Genomic DNA, 20,663 nt, shown 5'->3' on the forward strand with positions numbered 1-20,663 from the left:
TTCAATTCATGTCCTCCTTCCAAGGTCGTATCTGACCGCTGTCTATTTCTGCAATTTTAACTTTTCGCGACAGAAACGGAAGCAGATCCGCAATTTCCGTCGTCGTAATAAACGTTTGGATTTCCGGGGAAATCAAAGAAAAAAGGTTTACCCTTTTTTGTTGATCCAGCTCCGACAACACGTCGTCCAAAAGCAATACCGGCAGTTCGTGAAGCTGATCTGCAATGAAGTCGATCAGCGACAGTTTCCACGCCAGTACAATCATTCTCCGCTGACCCTGGGAAGCATAGCTCAACACATCCCGTCCGTTGAGCTGAAAGCTCAGATCGTCGCGGTGAACGCCGCTGGACGTCGTCTTCAAAATCCGGTCGCGCTCGCGGTTTTCCAACAATTTGCGGCTGATTTCTTCCCGCATCGCCGCCGGCCCGGTTTGTTCCGTGATCGTATGGTAGGCCGCCCTGACCTGCGCTTCTTCTTCGGCCAGCGTGCTGTACATCCGGCTTAAACTTTCATTCATCCTGGCGATGAATTGCCGCCGCATCGTGATGATTGTCAGCTGCTGCTCGATCATCTGCTGATCCAGAACCTCCAGCATCGCGTTGTCGACGTGTTCGCGTTTCAAAAGGCTGTTGCGTTCTTTTAAAAGCTTCATCATCGCGCTCAGCGCCTGCATGTACCGCGGCGAAACCTTGCCGATCTCCACGTCCATCAACCGTCTTCGTACCTTCGGCGGCGCTTCAAAAAGCTCCAAATCCGAAGGCGCAAACAGCACCGCGTTGAGCTTGCCGATGAATTCGCTGGATCGGGATATCGGCTTCTGATGGATCATCAGCGTTTTTCCTTTTCCGTGAATCACCGCCGACAGCACCATCTCCGGCTCAGTATCCAGCCGGCATTCCGCCTTGCAGAAGTCCTGGCCTTCCCGGATCATATCCTGATCCCGCACAGCCCGGTGAGATCGTGTCGTCGAAAGCAGTACGATGCTTTCCAGAAGATTGGTTTTGCCCTGCGCGTTTTTCCCGATGATCACATTCATGTGCGGATCCGGGATAAACTGGCAGGAATCATAGTTTCTGAAATTTTTCAGGCGGATCTGATTGATCTTCATCGTTCGATCGTATAACGCTTATCCTCGATCCTGATTTCATCACCGGGATAAAGCTTGCGGCCGCGCCGGTCTTCTTTTTCACCGTTGACCGTAATCTTGAGTTCTTTCACTGCCAGCTTTGCTTCGCCCCCGGAGGAGATCCAGTCCGTCATTTTCAGCAGCTGCCCCAAGGTAATGAATTCCGTATCGATTTTGATCATTGTCAGAGTCCTTTCCTGCCTGTGGCCTATCGTATAGATTATACCACAAAAGCAAGCAAAAAGCACCGTCTGGGTGCTTTTATTTCGTGTTTCAGAAAGATTTAAGAATAGGTTCTGACCGGCAGAACCAGCTGCAGAATCGAGTCATCGTCAGTGTTGCGGATGACGAAGGGTTTCATCTCGCCGCTGAACAGAATTTTGATCGTCGTTGCGGATAAAACGCGGATCGCTTCAAACACATATTTGCCGCTGAATGAGATTTCAAGCGGATTGCCTTCATAGCCAAGGATGTTTAAATTTTCAACCGATGAACCGACTTCCTGTGATTTGCTGGAAATGACGACTTCCTCGCTGTTGGCACTCAGCTTGACGATGGAAATGCCTTCATTTTTGATGAACGACGCACGGTCGATCGCATTGAGCATGTCGCGGGAATCCACGGTCAGCTCATGCGCGAATTCTGTCGGAATTAAACGGGCGGTTTCCGGATAGGCGCCGTCGATCAGACGGGTCTGAATCACGGTTTCACCAATCCAGAACTGCGCTTTCTTATCCGAGACGGCGATCAGCACGCTGCTGTCCTGAGCGATCGTCTTGGACACTTCATTTAAGCTCTTGGCCGGGATGGTAATGTTAAAGTTGTTTTCGGAGGTCAGATCGACGATCTTGCGGGCCAAGCGGTAGCTGTCGGTAGCGACGCATTCCAGCCGCTTGCCGCTGCACTTCATGTTGACGCCGGTTAAGACCGGGCGGGTTTCCCGATCACTGGTCGCAAACGTCGTCTGGCTGATGACCTTTAATAAGACGTCGGCATCCATTTCAAACTGCTGACCCGGGCGGGTAAAGTCGATCGCCGGATAGTCCAGGGCGCGCATCCCGTTGATCCGGAATTCTGCCGACATCCCGCTGATCTTGGTCAGCGAACCGTCGACGATTTCCAGTTCGATTTCGTCGGCGTCGATCTTTCTGACGATTTCGAGGATATATTTGGCTTCAATCACAATCGAACCGGTTTCTTTGACGATCAGATTGGTTTCTTCATCGCTGCCATTTAATGTGGTCTGGATGGAGATATCGGAATCACTGCCGGTCAGTACGATGGAATCCTGATTCACTTCAATTTTGATGCCGGATAACGCTGGTAATGGCGAGTTGGAAGAAATCGCTCTGGATACGGTATTGAGGGCAGAGTAGAAAACTCGCTTGGAGATTTTGAAATTCATGGTGTACCTCCCTTGTGTTTTTATTAAGTATTCAAGTTCAACATCATTAGGACTGTGGAAAAGTGGATAACGTTTCAAAAAGCCTTATATTACAGGTCTATTTTATCACTTTTGACGGCGGAAATAAAGTGGAAAGCAGTGGTTAACTATTTGACCTGCATGAGCTTCTCCAGCTCGCCGACTGCCTGCCGGTAGGTCTCGTCGTTCTTTAACCCCTTCTCAACTTTCTCGCAGGCGCTCATCACCGTCGAGTGATCACGCTTGCCGAATTCATCGCCGATTTTCACGTAAGGCATGTCGAGATGCTTGCGGCACAGATACATCGCCATGTGCCGGGCGGTCGCGATGTTTTTCGTGCGCGTTTTGGAGACCAGCTGCAGTTTGGTCAGGCCATAGTAATCGGCGACGCAGCGGATGATCTTGGAGGCGGTCAGATCGTTTTTATCAATCGTCTGGGCCTGGCCGCGGAACGCGGAAACCGCCGTTTTGAAATCGATCCGGGTGCTGTTGGAGAAGTTGATTGAATAGAATAATAAACGGTTGAGCGCGCCTTCCAGCTTGCGCACATCCTGCGAAAAATTCGAAGCGATGTATGCCAGCACATCGTCGTCGATGATCGCCGGATCGACGCTCTGCTTTTCCAGCTTGACCTTTAAGATCGCAACGGACGTTTCAAATTCCGGCGAGTCGACGCCGACGGACAACCCGGAAGAGAAACGGCTGATCAGGCGTTCTTCCAGTCCTTTGATCTCGGTCGGATGGCGGTCGGAGGTCAGGCAGATCTGCTTCTTGTTGTTGACCAGTTCGTTAAAGATGTAGAAGAACGTTTCATGGCTCTTTTCCTTGCCGGCCAGAAACTGGATGTCGTCGACCAACAGGACGTCCAGATCGTTCATTTCTTCTTTGAATTCCTGAATCTGGCCGTTTTTGATGGAATTGACGACGGCGTTGACGAAGTCTTCGCTGGTCGTGTAGTAGACTTTTTTGTCCGGCGCATGGGCGCTGACGTAGTTGCCGATCGCGTTTAACAAATGCGTCTTGCCTAACCCGGAATTGCCGTAGATGAACAGCGGGTTGAAAAACTGTCCGGGATTGTAGGCACAGGCCAGCGCTGCGGAGTGGCTTTCGCGGTTGCTTCCCCCGACTACGAAATTGTCAAAAGTGTAATCCGGGATCAGGTTGGTCGTGTTCAATCCAGTGATCGCCGGCGCTTTCTTTTTCGCCGCCATCGGCCGGATTTTCTGCAGCTGGCTTTCCATGATAATCTCGCAGCTGATCTTCCGTTCCTGAACTTCGCTGATCGCTTCTTCAACGATCTCTTTGTTCTGCATCATAATCGTTTGCTGGATATACCCGGGCACGACGACCAGAGCTTTCTTTTCATCAAGGTCCATCAGCTTGGAATCGGAAAAAAACTGATTAAAGATCAGATTGTCCAGTTTTTCCTGCTGTTTCCCCTTTTCCAAGATCAGCGTCAGGGTTCGTTTCCAGATATCGGATAAGTAAGAATCCATTACTGTCATTTTTTATACAACTCCCATTCGTGGATAAGTTTCCATAGCACTACTAGTTTAGCTAATTTATCAGCATTTTTCCACGATGATTTTCTTCCAAAAAAAGTTTTCCACAGGATAAGTGTCCTTAAATCGGTGTTTATTGTTTGTTTATGCCGGGTTATCCACTGTAATCCACATCTTTTCCATTGTGGAGAAAGTGGGGAAAAGTGGACATGGATAACTTTTTTGGGGAAAATGGGGATAAAACCGGTGGAACATAAAGTTATCAATAGTTTATCCATATCAAAATAGCCTTTTATAAAAGTCTTTTTGACATAATCCACCATTATCCACAACTGTGGATAACTATTGAATGTGGAATGCGGAGAAGGCGTGGATAAAGAATTATCCAACCGCGGGAAAACCCCGAAAATCCGCGGGTTGGACAGAAGCTGCGGTTTTTCCTGTGGATATCTTGGGATTTGCTTACCATTGCCGCGATGGTATAATTACAATACGATAAAGTGAGGATTAAAAAATGATACGTTTGATCTTTTGCGACGTGGACGGAACGCTGGTTCAGGATAACGAGCAGGGGGAATACACGATTTCGGTGGAAAACCTCCGGGAAATCAACAAGACGGTGAACTCCGGCGTGCATTTCGCGCTGGCGACGGGGCGTCCCGCCGACTTTGTTCCGCGGACTTATGGCCGGCAGTTCAGCTTTGATACGGTCGCCTATTCCGGCGCTTACGTCACATCGCGCCAGAAGCTGATTTACGAAAGTGTATTTACGCTGGAAGAAGCGCGGCATGTCCATGCTTTGTTGGAAAATCAGCCGGCGGAACTGTTGTGCATCACGAATCAGAATGATTATTGCTTTGCGGATCGGAAACCGGAATACATCGACGAATTTTCCGATCCGGACAATGTGCCGGACCATCGGGAAATCCTGCCGTGGACACTTGCGGAGCTGAGCCATCGCAAACCTGAAATAACCTTTGTTTCGCTGGTGATTCTTTGCCATCAGCCGGAAACGTTAGCGCTGCTGGCCAGACAGGCTGCGCGATTGGGCTATGATCCGGTCATGACCCGCCATGATGGATACTCGATGATGAAACCCGGCGTCAACAAGGCCAGCGGAATTCAGAAGATCGCCGCGCTCGACCATGTGCCGCTGTATGAGATCGCCGTTTTAGGGGATTCTATCAATGATCTGGAAATGTTTGAATTGATTGAAGAAAGCTACGCGATGGAAAAAAGCAATCCGGAAATCCTGGCGCGGGCTAAATATATTGTGCCCGACGTTGCCGCGGCGCTGCGCCGGATTCAGGAGAAAAACCGCGAAGAACAGGAGATGAGCAAGTGTTGAAAATAACGAAAATACTGATTGCCCTGATGCTGGTCATGACGATCGGCGGTTGTGGAAAAAAGGCAAAGACGCCGGCCGAGGATCATTCTGCCCCTGCCGAAACGACCTCGCCGCAGCCAACTGATGCACCGGAGGAGACTCCGGCGTCGGGCAAGGAGGATGGGGAAGGAGATATTCTTATGGAAGTTCCAGATCTGACCAGTCTTGAAAGCATTACGCTGATCGTCAACAAGCAGCGTCCCTTAGGCAAAGATTATGAACCGGCCGACCTTGTGAAACCAGATGTGCCGCTGGCCAAGTCCTCCGTCACGCTGCGTCAGGAGGCGGCGGACGCGATGAAAATCATGTTTGACGCCGCAAAAGAAGACGGCATTTCTTTAATGATCGGCAGCGGCTACCGTTCTTATGATTATCAGAAAAATCTGTATAACAACTATGTCGCCCGCGACGGCGAGGAAGAAGCCAGCCGCTATTCCGCCAAACCAGGCCAGAGCGAGCACCAGACCGGACTGGCCGCCGATTTATCCGGAACGAACGGCAGCTGTTATCTCAAAGGCTGTTTCAAGGATACCGACGAAGGCGTCTGGCTGAAAGAAAACGCCTGGAAATACGGCTTCATCCTGCGCTATCCGGAAGGCAAGGAAGAAATCACCGGTTATATCTTCGAACCGTGGCATTACCGCTATTTCGGCACGGAAGAAGCGCAGAAAATCTATGAAAGCGGTTTAACCGTAGAAGAATATTACAATTTACTGGATTAGGCTTTTCAATTTCTAATTCATCTTCTATAATGGGGCTGTTTTTGAGCCAATGAAGAAGATGAAGGAGCAGCGATGAAGAAAAAATGTCTCTTTTTTGATATTGACGGTACGCTGGTGGATGAACAGACGCACCAGATTCCGCAAAGTACGATTGAAGCCCTGCACACGGCCCGGCGCAACGGCAGCGTTGTATTTATCAACACCGGCCGGCCCTATTCCCACGTTTCAGCGAGGATCAAAGCTTTGAATTTTGACGGCTACTGCTGCGGCTGCGGTACGGAAATTCTGGTTCAGGGAAAACCCCTCTACCGTCATCAGATTCCACAAACCGTCTGCCAGCAGATCAAGGAAAAAGCCGACGCGTGCCGGATCGACGTATTCGGTGAAAATACGCCGACCTGTTACGTCAGCCTGGGACATGTGGAGAACGGTTTTGTGAAGTCGATGGAGATTCTGCACAGCGAAGGCTTCAACAACATTGTTCCCTGGATTGACCACCGCTCCGAATTCGTAAAGTTCTGCATCGCTTATGATCAGCGCAGCGATCTGGAAGACTTCAAACATTTTTTGAAGCAGAAAGAATTTGCGTTTATCGACCGTTTCGACGGATTCGCGGAGATTGTCCCTCAGGCTTGCAGCAAAGCAACGGCGATTGACGTCGTGCGGGAAAAATACAATGTTGATCTGCAGGACTGCTACGTCTTCGGCGACAGCACGAACGATCTGCCCATGCTCAAACATGTGCCGCACAGCGTTTTAATGGGTAACGGTACGCCTTCCCTGCAGCCTGTCGTTGAAAAGGTCACGGCCCCGATCGATCAGGATGGCATTGCGAAAGCACTGAAAGAATACGGCTTGATCGGCTGAATTGATATAAAAAAGCAGAAACCTTCCGGCTTGCAAGATGTCGGAAGGTTTTATTCTGAAAAACGCATGAAATTGAAGAAGGTTTCTGGAAAAATAAGTTTTCTGTAGGAGCTTTCGATTTGAACGCGTGATTTCAGCGCTGTTTTAATCCGCAAATCCTGTTTTATTCTGGGCGGTCACAACGACTGCATGCAGGGAAAAACAGGATAGACAAACGATTATAAAATGATTTTCGTCTATCAAATCAATAAAAAAACCGGCCGCAGTGCTTGCAAGTTTGGATAATCGCTGAAAAGCGGGGCCGGAAATTTATGATCAAAAGGATGTCTGAAAAAAGATCGGTGCCCATCCTGCCGCAGTGACTGTCTGATCAGGACGCTAGTGTTGCGCCGGAGGATCTTCCCGATGAACCGGGCGGTCCAGATCCTTTGCCGTTTTAGAATCCACAGGCGAGGTCCGCAGGTAAAAACTGTTTTTCCCCTGCCGTTTTGCCTGATACATTGCTATATCTGCGGCGTCATACAGCTGATCATAAGTCGTGCCGTCGATGGGCGCGTAGGCAATGCCGATGCTGACGGAAAAAGTTCCGGCTTTTTCCGCAGCGAGCCGTTTAAGAATATGCGAAGCTTTCTGAACCGCAATCATCGGATCGCGGGTTTGTCCCATGAAAACCATGAATTCATCCCCGCCCAGTCTTCCGATCACGTCGTTCTGGCGAAATTCGGATTTAAGCAGCTCTACGAGGTCAATCAGGATCTGATCGCCGATCCGGTGACCCCGCGTATCGTTAATCTCTTTAAAATTATCAATGTCCAGTAAGAACAAAAAGCCGGTTTCCTCTTCATTCAGATGTTCGGTGATCTGCGCTTTGGTTGCTTCCCGGTTCAAGGCGCCGGTCATCGCGTCAGTGGAAGATTTTTCGATCAATCGTTCCTCCTTGGATTTCTGATCCTGAATGTCGGCGATCTTTCCGATAATGGATAACGGCCGCCCGCCGCGCTCGCGCAGCGTTTGTCCCTGGCAGGAAACCCAGCGGTAATTCCCGGCACGGGTCTGGAAACGAACGTCGATGCGGTATAAGGTATCAACGGCGGCCTGGGACGCTGTTTTCAGCATGGTGATCAAAGTGGTCTGGTCATCCGGATGGATCAAAGGCATGGCCCCCGGATAATCCATGGGGTAAAGAATCAGATCAGCCGGCACGTTAAATCGTTCCGCAATGTTGGGCGTAAATGTCAGCCGCTGTGTTTTACAGGAATATTCAAATAAAATGGTATCCGAGAATTGTGCGAGCAGATCGTAGCGCGCCTGATTGTGCAAAATTTTCTTCCGCTGCCAGATAAAAATAGTGATGATCATTCCAGCGAGCAAAATCAGAAAGAGAATCAGCGAAGCAGTTAAAACCGCGGCGTTTTGGCTGATCAGCTTGGAATATCCCTTAAATTCGTAAGGATAAGCGATCGTCAGCAGCAGCCAGTCGTTATAGCCCAAAGCGGAAATCGTGAGATACAACGCGCGGTTTTTCGTGCCTTTGACCAGCAGCATATCGCTTTCGCCCCGGTTCAGCGCCGCTTCCACATGGGCGATCGCATCTTCAGAAACGCCGATGTTCTCCAGTTCCGACTGAAGCTGATAAGGAATTTCCGGCCATCCAAACGGCTCAAGAATAATTTCGCCGTCGCGGCGGATCAGAAAATTCTGGGCATATTCTTCATTTCTGGCATTGGGAACACTGACGAACAGATTGGCGTTAAGAATGCTGTGGAAGGCGCCGATCACCTGACCTTTCTGGATCACCGGGACAGAAACGCTGATCAGGGCGTCCGTCCCGTATTGTTTTTGGCGGAACAGATCCGAAACGTAAGGATGGCCGTCCAGCAAGTTTTGGATCCCCTGCGGATCAGTTCCCGGCACCGGCGTATTGACCATGGATTGCAGCGTCTGAGCGGAAACATATTGAATATCCCGAACCGTATTGAAGTTTTCAATGGCAGTCAGATAGGATTGCGTCCAGGGGCTGTTGGGATCGGTGTCGGACGTCTGGTAAATTGCCGCGATGGCTTCCAGACTGCGCTGGGTATCTTCAATGGCATTGATCGCTTCTAATTCCTGCTGCTGATGAGAAACGCTCAGGATTTCACTGATCAGTTTCTGAAAAACCTCTTCATTGCGCTTTTGATTGATCTGAAGCAGACCGGCAATCACCAAAAGCGACACGATCAGACTGCCGGCGATCAAAAACCAGCTTGTACGGAAAACCGTCTTTTTTTGAGAGAAATTCGTTTTGTGTTTCATGGATCTTCACCCGTTTTCTAAGGAGAAAAAGTCGTCTTCTGACCTTGTGCACGTGAAAAGCAAATATTACCGACGTTTTAATGAAACAAAGAAGAAGAAAAACGGAAAAAGAATTCCGGTTTATATTTCTTCCGGAAATCAGCGTTATTGATTTTCAGGTTTTGTTTTTCTGGTTTGTAATTGCGGAATTATCCCTGGGATAAACTGGTAAAATGATAAATTGAATTCAGGAATAAAGAGTATCTTTATTGTATAGCTTTCAATCGGGAGAATCAAGAACAGGGCTTAAAAAGGTGCGCCAGAAGCGCCGAGAAATTCAGTAAAAGAGATGCTGAGGAAGCGGCCGAAATTGCCTTGATCTGAGTGAAAATAAAAAAAACTTCTTTCATTTTATCAAAAAAGGAGAAATCAGAGGGGGAAGTCGGCGGAGTTTAGTTGACTTTTACAGAAAAACTATTGTATAATGTACCAGCAATTGCTCATTATTGTATAAAAAGAACTGGAGGTGGCTCTTTAATATGAAAAGAACTTATCAACCGAGCAAAAGAAAACACCAAAAAGTCCACGGTTTCAGAGCCCGCATGAAAACGGTCGGAGGACGTAAAGTTTTAGCCCGCCGTCGTGCTAAAGGCAGAAAGATCTTGTCGGCATAAAATAGTCACCCACAGGTGGCTTTTTTAATAAATCAAGATGAAGAAAAAATATCGGATCAAAAAAGCCGGCGAATTTCAAACGATTATTGAGCATCGGAAATTTGTCAGCTGCCCTTCTTTCGTACTGTATGTCAAAGCACGCAAAGAGGAGCACAGCCGGATCGGAATTTCTGTCGGCAAGAAATTGGGCAATGCCGTGGTCAGAAACAAAACCAAGCGTCAGGTGCGGATGATGTTTCAGGAAATTTATGATTTTGATGAAAATTTTGACGGAATTTTAATCGTCAGGAAAAAGTTTCTGGAACAAAGTTATGCAGACAACAAAAAAGACTTGGAAAGCCTTATTAAAAAAGTTAAAATAAAGAAGTACGCATGATTATTCAGTTAAGGAGAGTTCAATGAGAAATCGTAAAAAACAGTTGCTTCTGCTGTTGGTCTTCGTCGCGCTGCTGTTTTTGGCAAGCGGATGCACATCACCAGTAGATCCGGAAACAAAAGAAGTTATTCAAATCACATCAGAGACGACGTTTAAGTATATGATGGCCAATGAAAACTGGTTCAACGCATTCTTCGTCTTCCCGTTATCGAAGTTAATTAACTTCCTGACGCCGTATGTCGGAGTCGCGCTGTCCGTTTCCATCGTCACCCTGCTGGTTCATCTGATCACGCTGATCTTCACGATCAAGTCGACGGTCATGACTCAGAAGATGCAGGTCATCCAGCCGGAAATGAACCGGATCACGAAAAAGTACGAAGGCAAGACCGACGAGCGTTCCCAGATGGCGCAGGCTCAGGAAATGCAGCGCTTATACAAGGAAAACGGCATCAATCCGTTCGGCGCAATTATTTCCTCTTTCATTCAGCTGCCGATCATCATGGCGGTTTACATGTCGGTTCAGCGTGCTGAATCCGTCGTTAACGGCACGATGTGGGGCTTAAGTCTGAAAGAAACGCCGCTGCATGGCATTATGTCGGGACAGTGGCTGTATCTGGTATTGTTTGTCATCATGGCGATCTGCCAGATCGGTTCGATGATGCTGCCGCAGTTCTTAGCGACGCAGAAAGCGAAGAAGGAAGCCGCCGCACATCATAAAAAGTATGAAAAGACCAAGCAGCCAGGCGGCAATATGATGATCTACATGATGGTCTTCATCCTTGTCATCTCCGTTAACTGGCCGGCAGCCATGACGATTTACTGGGCTGTTTCTTCGCTGGTTATGATCTTTAAGACCTTGTTCGTTCAGTTTATCTATATCGATAAGAAATAGAAAAGAAGGGACTTTATGAAGAAATACACAGGAAAAACATTAAATGACGTACTGAATTCCGCAGCGAAAGAAAAAGGCGTGTCCGTCGAGGAACTGACTTATTTCGTTACCGAAGAAAAACAAGGATTCCTGGGAATCGGAGCTTCAGTCACCGCTGAGGTTTATGCTTCCTGTGATGTCAAAGAGTTTCTCTTCAATTATATCGGCGAGTTTTTCACCGGTCTGAATCAGGATGTCGAAATTGAGATCTTTGAGGAAGACGGCGGTTATCGGATCATGCTGAACGCGGAAAACAACGCGGTGATCATCGGCAAGAACGGCCAGACGCTGCAGGCGTTGAATACCGTGGTGCGCGGAGCTGTCAATTCAGCGTTCCGCAAGCGTTTCTCAGTCATGATTGATATCAATCATTACAAAGAAGAACGGTATGAAAAGGTGAAGTCGATTGCCGGACGAATTGCGAAAACGGTGCAGCGCACGAAAGTGGATGCTTCACTGGATCCGATGCCGAATGATGAACGGAAAGTCATCCATCAGTATTTGTCGGACTGGCCATACATCAAGACGGAGAGCGAAGGCGAAGGCAGCCGGCGTCATCTGAAAATCATGTATGACCGCACAAAGACTGCGGGAAAGAAATAAATTGAAGAAAGAGCTGTAACGCAAAAGGAAAAAACCAAGCGTTACAGCTTTTTTTGTGTTCACGGGTTGAAGCGAGAGAACACATTGACATTTGTAAAGGAAATCGTTATGATTATATTGATAAATGTAGAGGTGATAATCATGGGCGGAGAGAAAAGGCTGCCGGACACGGAGCTGGAAGTGATGACGGCGATCTGGCAATGCGAGATTCCGGCAAAAACATCGGAAATTGCCAGACACATTGAACGGGACTGGACGATGTCGACGATTCAGGCGCTGTTGGCGCGTCTGGAAGAGAAAGGGTTTGTACACGTCGCCAAGCAGGGACGGTTGAAAACCTATGTTCCGTTGATCAGCGAAGAAGAATATCGCGATCAGGAAACAGTTCGATTCTTTGAGCGGTTTCACCGTAAGTCGGTGCGCAGTTTATTTATGACGCTGGTTAAAAATGAAAATCTATCAGAAGCAGATCTGGAGGAACTGGAAGAAATCATTCGGAAAGAAGAAAAAAAGCATGGTTGATTTGTTCGGACAGGTCATTGAAATTTCTCTTTCCATGTCTGTGCTCATTCTGCTTCTGTTTATTTTTTCCAAAGCTTTGCATAAACGCTACCGGGCTTCAGCGGCAGTGTTCGCCTGGCTGGCAATCGCTTTGCGGCTGATTCTGCCATGGAATATATCCTTGCCTTCCGCAGCGGTTACGATTCCCATTCCGCAGACCATGGTGCAGCCGCATCCCGTTGCTTCTGTTTTTACCGAAACTTTGCTTCCGGAGATGACCGAGGAGAACGCCGTCCCTCAGATTCCGCAGAATGCGCCTGCGGATAATCCTGAAAAAAACAATGAAGAAAGTCTTTCACCCGCGTCCGGGTTTTCCCTTTCTGCCGTGCAGATTCTGACGGGAATCTGGATCCTTGGCATGGGATTTTCCCTCCTTCGCTTAATTCTTGACTATCATCAGGTAAAAAAACTGTTGATGGCCCGCGGCCGGCGAATTTCCAGGCAAAGTCCGCAAGGCCGTCTGCTGCGCCAGCTGTGCCGGAAAATGCAAATCAGGAAAATACCGCCGCTGATGGTCAGCCGGTCAGCACCGACGCCGATGGCAATCGGTTTTTTCAATCCGTCAATCGTTTTGGCGCCGGAATTGTTGGACCATGAAAATCTGGATCTGATTCTGATGCATGAATTAATTCATTTAAAACAAAAGGATTTGTGGAAGAAAGTGCTGCTCAGCGCAGCGCAGACGATCCACTGGTTTAATCCGCTCGTCTGGCTGATGAACAATCAGGCGGAAAATGATATCGAGATGGCGTGCGATCAGCGCCTGTTAAAAGACCAGCCGAAAGAAGTCAGAGCAGTCTATGGCCGGATGATCGTCGATGTCATCCGTCAGACCCGTCTTCCGATGACGGCATTCTCCACCCGCTTTTCATCAGGAAAACCGCTGAAAAAAAGAATTCAGGCCCTATTTGATTCCTCAAGGAAAAAGAAAGGGACGCTGATCTTAACGTTGATCCTGTTATGTGCTGGCATGGGTTCCATGTTGATTGCCTGCGGCGTTCAGGCTCAGCCAGGCCAGCAGGAAGAACAGTTGCTGCGGATCAGCCGCAATGAAGACAACGCGGAACTGATGGTTCAAAGCGAAGATCCGGCTGTTCTGGAAACGATGCAGAAGGTGATTGAGCGCCAGCGAGCGCCTATCAGCGAACCTTATTATTATGATTTGAAAATCCATTTTAACGGGAAAGACTATTTGGCTTGGACCAATCCCCAATGGCTTTATCTCAAGGATCAACAGGGAAAGATCAGTTATACTGACGATCCTTACGCACTTTATGATTTCTATGCTTTGATCGGTTATGAACAGCCGGAAATCAAGACGGGAGAATTAACGATCAATCCAGTGGAGGGAGAAATCGCAAAAATCACAGTAGCTGATATAAATTCCAGACTCCAGCCTGAAAAGGAAGTCAACTGGCAATGGATTCAGCCGCATCAATATACTTATTTTGATGTGTTTTCTGATCTTCATGGAGAATATGTGGAATTGGGAAAGAATACGTGGACAAATCAAAATCCTGAATTCAAAAATGACTGGTTATTAACCTTCGTCATTCATCCTGGAGATCAATATACAAGCTATCCTTTCCCGGAAGTAATCCATATCTGTTTCCTGAAAGGAGACCTGGCGTTGATCAACGACTGGCTGGTTCAGCTGGATCATGATTACACAGAAGATATCCGTGAACTTTTGAGTAATCTTGGTGAAACAGGATCTCACTTTGAAAGCACAGAAGACGAAGCCAAACTGAAAAAAGAGAGGATCCGAAATAATTTTCCATGGGCTTCAATTATTGAACCTGTGAAAGCAGAATCGAACTATATTTACAATATACCGCAAATGAACCTGCGGATTACCATTGATCAGGAAGTGCCGGCCGATGTGTTTATGATTTATGATAAGCTGTCAAACGAAGTGGGCTTCCAGTATTATGAATGGCCGATCGAAGACTGGATGAGTTCAGATTATACACATGGTTCATATGATGGCTATTATGTTTTCGGTTTATTTGACGAACCCCCGGTTGACGGCGGTTACTTTGGCGACGGCGCTTTGATCGCAACGGAGGTCATGCGATTCAGTGATACGGAAATTCTTTGCATCACTTCGGATTTGGGTTTAAATCTGACGAGTGAAGGAACGGATTATCTGAAATCAGTTGGTTTCTGGCCATCCGACGAGAAATCCATGCCTTTATTGAATCATCTGACTTTTGAAAAAATTCGATAGCTAAATAAAGTTTATATGTTTTTGATCTGGTTTTTTTGATATTTGACAGAAGAAAGGAAGACATCGAATGAAAAAGTTTGCACTAATTTTGGCCTGTTTCGTATTGGCAAGCTGTGCGGCGCAGGAAATAAAAGAACCTGCCGAAAATTCGCCGGCGGCACTCCCTGCAGAAAGAACGCCGGAAGCCTCGGCAGAGACAGTGCCGACACCTTCTTCGGAAACGATTGTGTTGGCGGAAGGCGTAACTGCGAAGAAACAGGAAGGAAAGTTGATCGTCAGCGCATTTGATGGAGATGTCACGTTTGAAATGACCGACCCGCTGCCTTCCGAGCTGAAATCCAGCTTTCAGATGAGCGAGGATCAAACTACGTTACAAATTGAGCTGGAGTTCAGAGCAGAGGGATGCACAGGAAATGACGAAACCTGCAGGGGTCTCTTTGAATCGTATTCCATTGCCCGGGAGGCTGGAGAAAATCCGATGGGTACGATTAACGGCTATACCGTATCTCAAAACATCATTATGGATTCGCTGCTGACGGAGGAAAATTTAAAACGGTATCGGGAATTACAAGGCTATCCCGAGGGCGAATGGCGCGAAGGCATTGAACCAGTTAACTATTTTCACTGGTCTTTTGATAAAGAATCCTGAACAGACAAATTAAAAACGACAAAAAAGAATGGGCGACTGTTCTTTTTTTGAAACCTGAAATTCCAGGAAAAAAGGAAATGTTGCGAAATCTTGAAGAAAAACACAAGTAGAATTTGACAAAACAAAACTACAAATGTAGACTTATATTGGAACTACATTTGTAGACTCTCTGCTTATTCGATCATTTTAGAAACAGATCGAGGTTCAGGGATAGAAGGAGAGAATCGCTATGATCGCAGACGAATATGTTTTTGATGAACATCCCAAACCTCAGGAAATCGAAGATTTTCTGGAAGGCCATCCGCAGAACAATTTACTTCAACATGCCCGCTGGAGCCAGGTCAAGGAAAACTGGTCGATGAAACAAGTCGTCGTCCGCCGCGGCGGAACAATTCGGGCTTATGCGATGATTTTGATTCGTCCGCTGCCGCTGGGGCTGAGTTTGTTTTATATTCCCCGTGGTCCGATCGTCAATTATCAGGATGAACCGTTAATTCGTTTCTTCTTCGCAAAGCTGAAGAAGCTGGCGCGCCGCAGCAATGCGGTCACGATTCGCTTCGATCCGAATCTGATCGACCGGACATACCCCTATGTTCAACGCAATCAGGAACACGGAGAGCATCGTCAGGCTCCCGTTATCCGGCAGCTGACGGAAATGAAATGCCGCCATAAAGGATATACGCTGTACCTGCGTGAAGCCACGCAGCCGCGCTTTCAGGCGGTGATGCTGCGGGAACAAATGGATTGGGCAGCGCTAAGCGCCAAGACCCGGCGAAGTATCCGGCATGCTGAAAAATGCGGTGTGACGATCCATGAAGGCGAAAGCGAGCTGGAACATTTTGCGGAAGTGATGAAACAAACTGAACAGCGGAAAAAAATCCATCTGCGCAATGCGGCTTACTTTAAACGGTTGACAGCCCTGTATGGCGAACGTGCCGTACTGATCACTGCCCGGCTGGATTTGAAGCAACGGCTGGACAGAATCATAAATCAGTTGTCTGAGCTTCAAGGAAAACCGGAAGACTTAAACAAAGCAGAAAAAGAACAGATCATCAATCTGAACCGGGAACAGGAATTTCTGGAGAAAAAAATCAGCGAAGGTTCTTCCGTTGTGACGCTGTGCGGATTATTGGCTTTGATTCAGGATGATCAGATGGAAGTCCTGTACGCGGGCACCCACAGTGAATTTCTCTCCTATCGCGCGCCGTATTCCGCACACTGGCGATTGTTTGAAAAGGCGCGGAAGATGGGCATTCAGCGCTGCAATCTGGGCGGTGTGGAAGGGACGCTGGACGATGGACTCAGCGTCTTTAAAGGAAATTTTCCAATTCAGATTGAAGAGATGATCGGCGAATTTGATCTGCCGGTCATGCCGGTTCTTGCCTGGACGCTGGATCGGGGTATCGCCTTGATCAAAGCGGTGCGGCGATGGAGGGTGAAGACATGTTAAGACTGATCGAACATGAACAGTCCCAGCCCTTCGACGCCTTCGCGGCCAGCGGGAAAATTCCGCACTATACGAAAACCCATTTTTATGGCGAACTTTGTCGCCGAAAGGGGATTGAGGTTCAGCGGGTCTCCGCCCGCAATGAAAAGGATGAAATTGTGGCGACAGCCTTAATCCAATGGGAGAAATGCGGCAGGAAGGAGTATGGTTATCTCTGTTATGGATTCAATCTGGATTATACGAACTCAGAAACCTTGCAATTCTTTGCCAGCGCTTTAACGGAATTGGCCAAGCGGCGCGGTGCGGCGTATTTGCGGATGGAGCTGAATATTCCGCGGATCGAGCATGAAAAAGATGGCCGGATTAAACCGGAGGGATTTAACAATGAATTTGTGACGGCGCAGATGGAAGCCTGCGGTTATCATCATCTGGGGTATACCTATGGTTACAGCGGCAACCGGATGTCGCGGTTTACCTATTGTCTGAATCTTGATCAGCCGCTGGAAACGATCCGGAAACAGATAAAGCATTACACCGCCTATCAGAAGAAAAATATTCAGCGCGCGGTTTCAGTAAAATTAAGTGATGAGCGAGATCTGTCGATCTTAGTCGAAGCGGAACGGGAGCTGGCGCATAAGCTGCATTTTCTGCCCAAAAAAGAAAAGGATTTCCGGCAGCTGATGGAATGTTTCCCTGATCAGGCCCGTTTGTATGTTGTCAGCGCAAATGTCGATCAGGCTTTGAGTCATCTGAAACTTCTGCGCGAACAGCTTATTTGTCAGCAGGGAAAGTTGATCAATGCTCAACGCCTCGCTGAAAATCAGAAACAGATTGCGGCGCTGGATCAGGAGATTGCGGAACTGATGCGGGATTATCAGGGACTGGGTGAAATCAAACTGGGCGCTAAACTCATCATTCAACAAGGCGAGCATGTCTATAACGTCAATATGTATACAAAGAAAATTCTGCCGAACTTCCGCGCCGCTTTTGCGCTGCACAGCGCGGTGATCGAGGATTGCTGGAAAAGGGGAGCGAAGACCTATGATTTTGAAGGCGTATCCGGCGCGCTGAATCCAAAGGATCCGTACTACGGTATTCATGATTTCAAGAAAAGCTTCGGCGGAGAATTCATTGAGTTCCTCGGTGAGTTCGACTATATCCAAGATCCGCAGGCGTATCAGAGAATTTTAAAGCGGCAGCGCCGGCACAGAAGACTGCGGCGAGGTCTGGCCCGGGTACTTTACCGTTGAGATCGAAAGCATGAGTTGACTTCCAAGGACGAGAAGCGGGAGAAAGCGCAGTATCAAACAAACGACTTCCCGATAAAATAAAAAAATCATAAAGGAACATAAAAATCCACCTTCCTGGCAGGTCTGCGGGCAAAAAACAGAGAGATGGATTTTTTAGGAATTGTTTAAAAGGGGAAATAATCAACTTATCAGGATTTAAAACAAGTCCATCAGAAATTTCGTTTCAACAACGATTTTTGACAAAAAAAGTAGGCATTTTGCTTCATCCTAAATTGTAAGGATAAGCCTTTATATAAAGGCTTATTTGAAGGTTAAATTCATTATAAAACAGCTGTCACAAAAAGACTACATTATGTGACAGGAGGAAAAAAGAATGGATGAAGGCCGCAGAAAAGAACTGGAAAAATTATTTATTATGGATCTGGATGATGCGTGGCGAACGCGGTTGTCGCCCGAGGAAGCTCTGTTGATCGCTCTGTGGGATCGTCAGTTTGCGGAAGCTCAGCTTCGCCTGCAGCAGGGAGAAAATCGGAAAGCTTCCCAACGTGCAAGCACAAAAGAATGCGAATGAGATTTTTCACACGAAAAAACAAGGCGAAGACTTTGTTTTTTTTTGTGTTGACAGAAGTATTAGATAATGTTATTGTATTAGTGTACTAATACAGAGAGGAGAAAACCTATGGCAATCGATTTTGATTCCAACCTTCCGATTTATATCCAGGTCATGGATTATATCAAAAAAGAGATCGTATCCGGACGGTTAAAGCCTGGCGATCGGGTCGATTCCGTACGGGATCTGGCTCTGCATTTCGGCGTCAACCCCAATACCGTGCAGCGCTCGTTATCCGAGCTGGAGCGTGAAGGGCTACTGAAAAGCGAACGAACCGCAGGTCGTTTTATCTGTGAAAATGAGGAACTGATCAGTCTGGTTCGCGAGCAGATGGCGACTTCCTGCATCAGCCGCTATGTGAAAGAGATGGAGAATCTGGGATTTGAGGGGGAAGAAATTCTCACCCAGACCGCTTATTATGTAAAGGAGAGAGACAATGACAACGGAAAACATTAAACCTTTGATTCAGATCCGGGGCTTGACGAAATCTTACAGTCAGACAACGGCGTTAAAAAATGTAGATCTGGATCTGATTCCAGGTCAGATCATCGGGCTGCTGGGCCCCAATGGCAGCGGTAAGACGACCTTAATCAAGATTATGAACGGCCTGCTTCGGGATTACAGCGGCGAGATTCTGATCGACAGGCATAAGCCGGATGCTTATACCAAAAGCATGATTTCCTATCTGCCGGACGAGAGCTATTTCAGCGACTGGATGAAAGCCAGCGATGCGCTGAAGATGTTTGAGGATATGTACGCAGACTTTGACAGTACAAAAGCCCGCCTGTTGATGAAGCGTCTGGATTTGAATGCGAACATGCGGATTAAGTCAATGTCCAAGGGCATGAAGGAGAAATTTCAGCTGTGTCTGGTCATGAGCCGCAAAGCCCGGATCTATGTGCTGGACGAGCCGATCGGCGGAGTCGATCCGGCGGCACGCGAATTGATTCTCGATATTATCCTGAACAACTATGCCGAAGACGCAATCGTTCTGATCTCCACGCATTTGATCAGCGATATCGAAAAAATCTTCGACGATGTTATCTTCTTGAAATATGGAGAGCTGGCCATGCATGAGAATGCGGAGCAGCTCCGGGCGGAAACAGGAAAATCGGTAGACGAAGTTTTCCGGGAGGTCTTCAAATGTTAAAACTCTTAAAATATGAATTGATTCATGAATGGCGCAGCTATGGGATTATCTATCTGGTCTTCATCGCCGCCTGCGGTCTGTCGCCGATCTTATTTAAAGATCAGATTATGATGAATCAGGCGATGGTTCAAACGGACTCGACGATGAACATGCTGGGCATGATTTCCATTCTTGTGATTAGTATTCTGACAATGGCGATCATCATCAGCACAGCGATCAACATTGCACTGAATTACCGGAATTCCATGTTTAAACGCCCGGGTTATCTGACCCTGACGCTGCCGGTCACAACGCATCAGCTGATTTTAAGCAAGGTAGTGGCGGATATTCTGTGGATTTTGATCGCCGGTTTCGTATTGATGTTTGGTTATATGCTCATGGTTCTGGTTGCCGGAATTCTGGTGGGGATGGACTTGCCAAGCTGGTCGGAATGGATGCGCTTATTCTCCCATCTGCATATAGATCTGTCAGATCTGGTAAGATCGATCTTGGCACTGGTTCTGATTTTCTCGGGCATGGCGGAAATGATTCTGTATGTTTATATGGTCATTACGCTGCCGCAGACGAAGTTTACGCCGCGGCATAAGACGGCGATCTCCGTGACGCTGTTCTTCGCAATTTCGATCGTGCTGGGGATGATTCGCGACAGCTTTTCCGGCCCGCTGACTCAGCTGCTGCACGGAATACCGACCAATGGAATCCTCGCGGTGGAGATTCTGATCGCCTTGCTGACCTGTGCTTTGTTCTACGGCGTCATCTACTTTATTCTTGAAAAGAAATTGGAAGTGGAATAAACAAAAGAAATTCTCATGGGCAGACCGTGGGAATTTTTTATTTAAAACCAAAAGCAGGCAGCGAAAAGTTCGGATTTACGGGATAAC

21 protein-coding genes are annotated in these 20,663 nt (G+C 47.6%); 16 read left to right on the top strand and 5 right to left on the bottom strand.

Features of this window, described 5'->3' with window-relative positions; all coding sequences use genetic code 11:
* Window position 1: 1 nt before the first annotated feature.
* The 4 genes from recF to dnaA form a co-directional block, all read right to left on the bottom strand.
* Window positions 2-1,108, bottom strand: a complete 1,107-nt coding sequence (gene recF / locus AC5OW4_RS02435) for a DNA replication/repair protein RecF (protein WP_072685178.1) — start codon at window positions 1,106-1,108, stop codon at window positions 2-4.
* Window positions 1,105-1,308 carry a S4 domain-containing protein YaaA gene (yaaA, locus tag AC5OW4_RS02440; RefSeq protein ID WP_072685179.1) on the bottom strand — a complete coding sequence of 68 codons (204 nt, stop codon included), beginning with the start codon at window positions 1,306-1,308 and terminating at the stop codon, window positions 1,105-1,107. Before yaaA ends, recF begins: the two co-directional genes overlap by 4 nt.
* Before the next feature lie 101 nt (window positions 1,309-1,409).
* A complete protein-coding gene (dnaN, locus tag AC5OW4_RS02445; RefSeq protein ID WP_072685180.1) occupies window positions 1,410-2,531 on the bottom strand; it encodes a DNA polymerase III subunit beta in 1,122 nt (373 codons plus the stop codon).
* Window positions 2,532-2,677: 146 nt separating this feature from the next.
* Window positions 2,678-4,054, bottom strand: a complete 1,377-nt coding sequence (gene dnaA / locus AC5OW4_RS02450; protein WP_072685181.1) for a chromosomal replication initiator protein DnaA — start codon at window positions 4,052-4,054, stop codon at window positions 2,678-2,680.
* Between the two features lie 511 nt (window positions 4,055-4,565).
* Between dnaA and AC5OW4_RS02455 the strand changes: the two genes are divergently transcribed.
* The 3 genes from AC5OW4_RS02455 (at window position 4,566) to AC5OW4_RS02465 (ending at window position 7,027) form a co-directional block, all read left to right on the top strand.
* Window positions 4,566-5,399, top strand: coding sequence for an HAD family hydrolase (locus AC5OW4_RS02455; protein ID WP_072685183.1), 834 nt, complete (start codon window positions 4,566-4,568; stop codon window positions 5,397-5,399).
* Window positions 5,393-6,160: a M15 family metallopeptidase gene (locus AC5OW4_RS02460; RefSeq protein ID WP_083538604.1), complete on the top strand. Its 768-nt coding sequence runs from the start codon at window positions 5,393-5,395 to the stop codon at window positions 6,158-6,160. The genes AC5OW4_RS02455 and AC5OW4_RS02460 overlap by 7 nt, the downstream gene beginning before the upstream one ends.
* A gap of 72 nt (window positions 6,161-6,232) precedes the next feature.
* Complete coding sequence (locus AC5OW4_RS02465) at window positions 6,233-7,027, top strand: HAD family hydrolase (RefSeq protein WP_072685184.1); 795 nt, start codon at window positions 6,233-6,235, stop codon at window positions 7,025-7,027.
* A 378-nt stretch (window positions 7,028-7,405) separates the two neighbouring features.
* Here AC5OW4_RS02465 and AC5OW4_RS02470 read toward each other — a convergent pair whose 3' ends face one another.
* Window positions 7,406-9,322 carry a GGDEF domain-containing protein gene (locus AC5OW4_RS02470; RefSeq protein ID WP_195395485.1) on the bottom strand — a complete coding sequence of 639 codons (1,917 nt, stop codon included), beginning with the start codon at window positions 9,320-9,322 and terminating at the stop codon, window positions 7,406-7,408.
* Window positions 9,323-9,840: 518 nt separating this feature from the next.
* Here AC5OW4_RS02470 and rpmH point away from each other — a divergent pair.
* The 13 genes from rpmH to AC5OW4_RS02535 all read left to right on the top strand — a co-directional run bounded on the left by rpmH (window position 9,841) and on the right by AC5OW4_RS02535 (window position 20,576).
* The gene (gene rpmH, locus AC5OW4_RS02475; RefSeq protein WP_072685186.1) at window positions 9,841-9,975 is read left to right on the top strand and encodes a 50S ribosomal protein L34; all 135 of its coding nucleotides are present in this window, start codon (window positions 9,841-9,843) and stop codon (window positions 9,973-9,975) included.
* 37 nt (window positions 9,976-10,012) lie between these two features.
* Window positions 10,013-10,351: a ribonuclease P protein component gene (gene rnpA / locus AC5OW4_RS02480; RefSeq protein WP_072685187.1), complete on the top strand. Its 339-nt coding sequence runs from the start codon at window positions 10,013-10,015 to the stop codon at window positions 10,349-10,351.
* Between the two features lie 22 nt (window positions 10,352-10,373).
* Entirely contained in the window at window positions 10,374-11,243 is an 870-nt protein-coding gene (gene yidC / locus AC5OW4_RS02485) for a membrane protein insertase YidC (RefSeq protein ID WP_072685188.1), read from the top strand.
* A gap of 15 nt (window positions 11,244-11,258) precedes the next feature.
* Window positions 11,259-11,885 carry a Jag family protein gene (locus AC5OW4_RS02490; protein ID WP_072685189.1) on the top strand — a complete coding sequence of 209 codons (627 nt, stop codon included), beginning with the start codon at window positions 11,259-11,261 and terminating at the stop codon, window positions 11,883-11,885.
* A 141-nt stretch (window positions 11,886-12,026) separates the two neighbouring features.
* Window positions 12,027-12,407 carry a BlaI/MecI/CopY family transcriptional regulator gene (locus tag AC5OW4_RS02495; RefSeq protein ID WP_072685190.1) on the top strand — a complete coding sequence of 127 codons (381 nt, stop codon included), beginning with the start codon at window positions 12,027-12,029 and terminating at the stop codon, window positions 12,405-12,407.
* Entirely contained in the window at window positions 12,400-14,676 is a 2,277-nt protein-coding gene (locus tag AC5OW4_RS02500; protein WP_195395484.1) for a M56 family metallopeptidase, read from the top strand. Before AC5OW4_RS02495 ends, AC5OW4_RS02500 begins: the two co-directional genes overlap by 8 nt.
* A gap of 67 nt (window positions 14,677-14,743) precedes the next feature.
* Window positions 14,744-15,325: a hypothetical protein gene (locus AC5OW4_RS02505; protein WP_195548324.1), complete on the top strand. Its 582-nt coding sequence runs from the start codon at window positions 14,744-14,746 to the stop codon at window positions 15,323-15,325.
* A 229-nt stretch (window positions 15,326-15,554) separates the two neighbouring features.
* Window positions 15,555-16,775, top strand: coding sequence for a peptidoglycan bridge formation glycyltransferase FemA/FemB family protein (locus AC5OW4_RS02510; protein ID WP_195548325.1), 1,221 nt, complete (start codon window positions 15,555-15,557; stop codon window positions 16,773-16,775).
* The gene (locus AC5OW4_RS02515; protein WP_493676601.1) at window positions 16,769-18,022 is read left to right on the top strand and encodes a lipid II:glycine glycyltransferase FemX; all 1,254 of its coding nucleotides are present in this window, start codon (window positions 16,769-16,771) and stop codon (window positions 18,020-18,022) included. The genes AC5OW4_RS02510 and AC5OW4_RS02515 overlap by 7 nt, the downstream gene beginning before the upstream one ends.
* 373 nt (window positions 18,023-18,395) lie before the next feature.
* The gene (locus AC5OW4_RS02520) at window positions 18,396-18,593 is read left to right on the top strand and encodes a hypothetical protein (protein ID WP_072685194.1); all 198 of its coding nucleotides are present in this window, start codon (window positions 18,396-18,398) and stop codon (window positions 18,591-18,593) included.
* 108 nt (window positions 18,594-18,701) lie between these two features.
* Window positions 18,702-19,088 (top strand): GntR family transcriptional regulator, encoded by a 387-nt coding sequence (locus tag AC5OW4_RS02525; protein WP_072685195.1) that lies wholly within the window; start codon window positions 18,702-18,704, stop codon window positions 19,086-19,088.
* Window positions 19,069-19,782: an ABC transporter ATP-binding protein gene (locus AC5OW4_RS02530; protein WP_072685196.1), complete on the top strand. Its 714-nt coding sequence runs from the start codon at window positions 19,069-19,071 to the stop codon at window positions 19,780-19,782. Before AC5OW4_RS02525 ends, AC5OW4_RS02530 begins: the two co-directional genes overlap by 20 nt.
* Entirely contained in the window at window positions 19,776-20,576 is an 801-nt protein-coding gene (locus AC5OW4_RS02535; protein ID WP_195548327.1) for a hypothetical protein, read from the top strand. The genes AC5OW4_RS02530 and AC5OW4_RS02535 overlap by 7 nt, the downstream gene beginning before the upstream one ends.
* The last annotated feature ends 87 nt before the right edge of the window (window positions 20,577-20,663 follow it).

Source organism: Holdemania sp. (assembly GCF_986127675.1).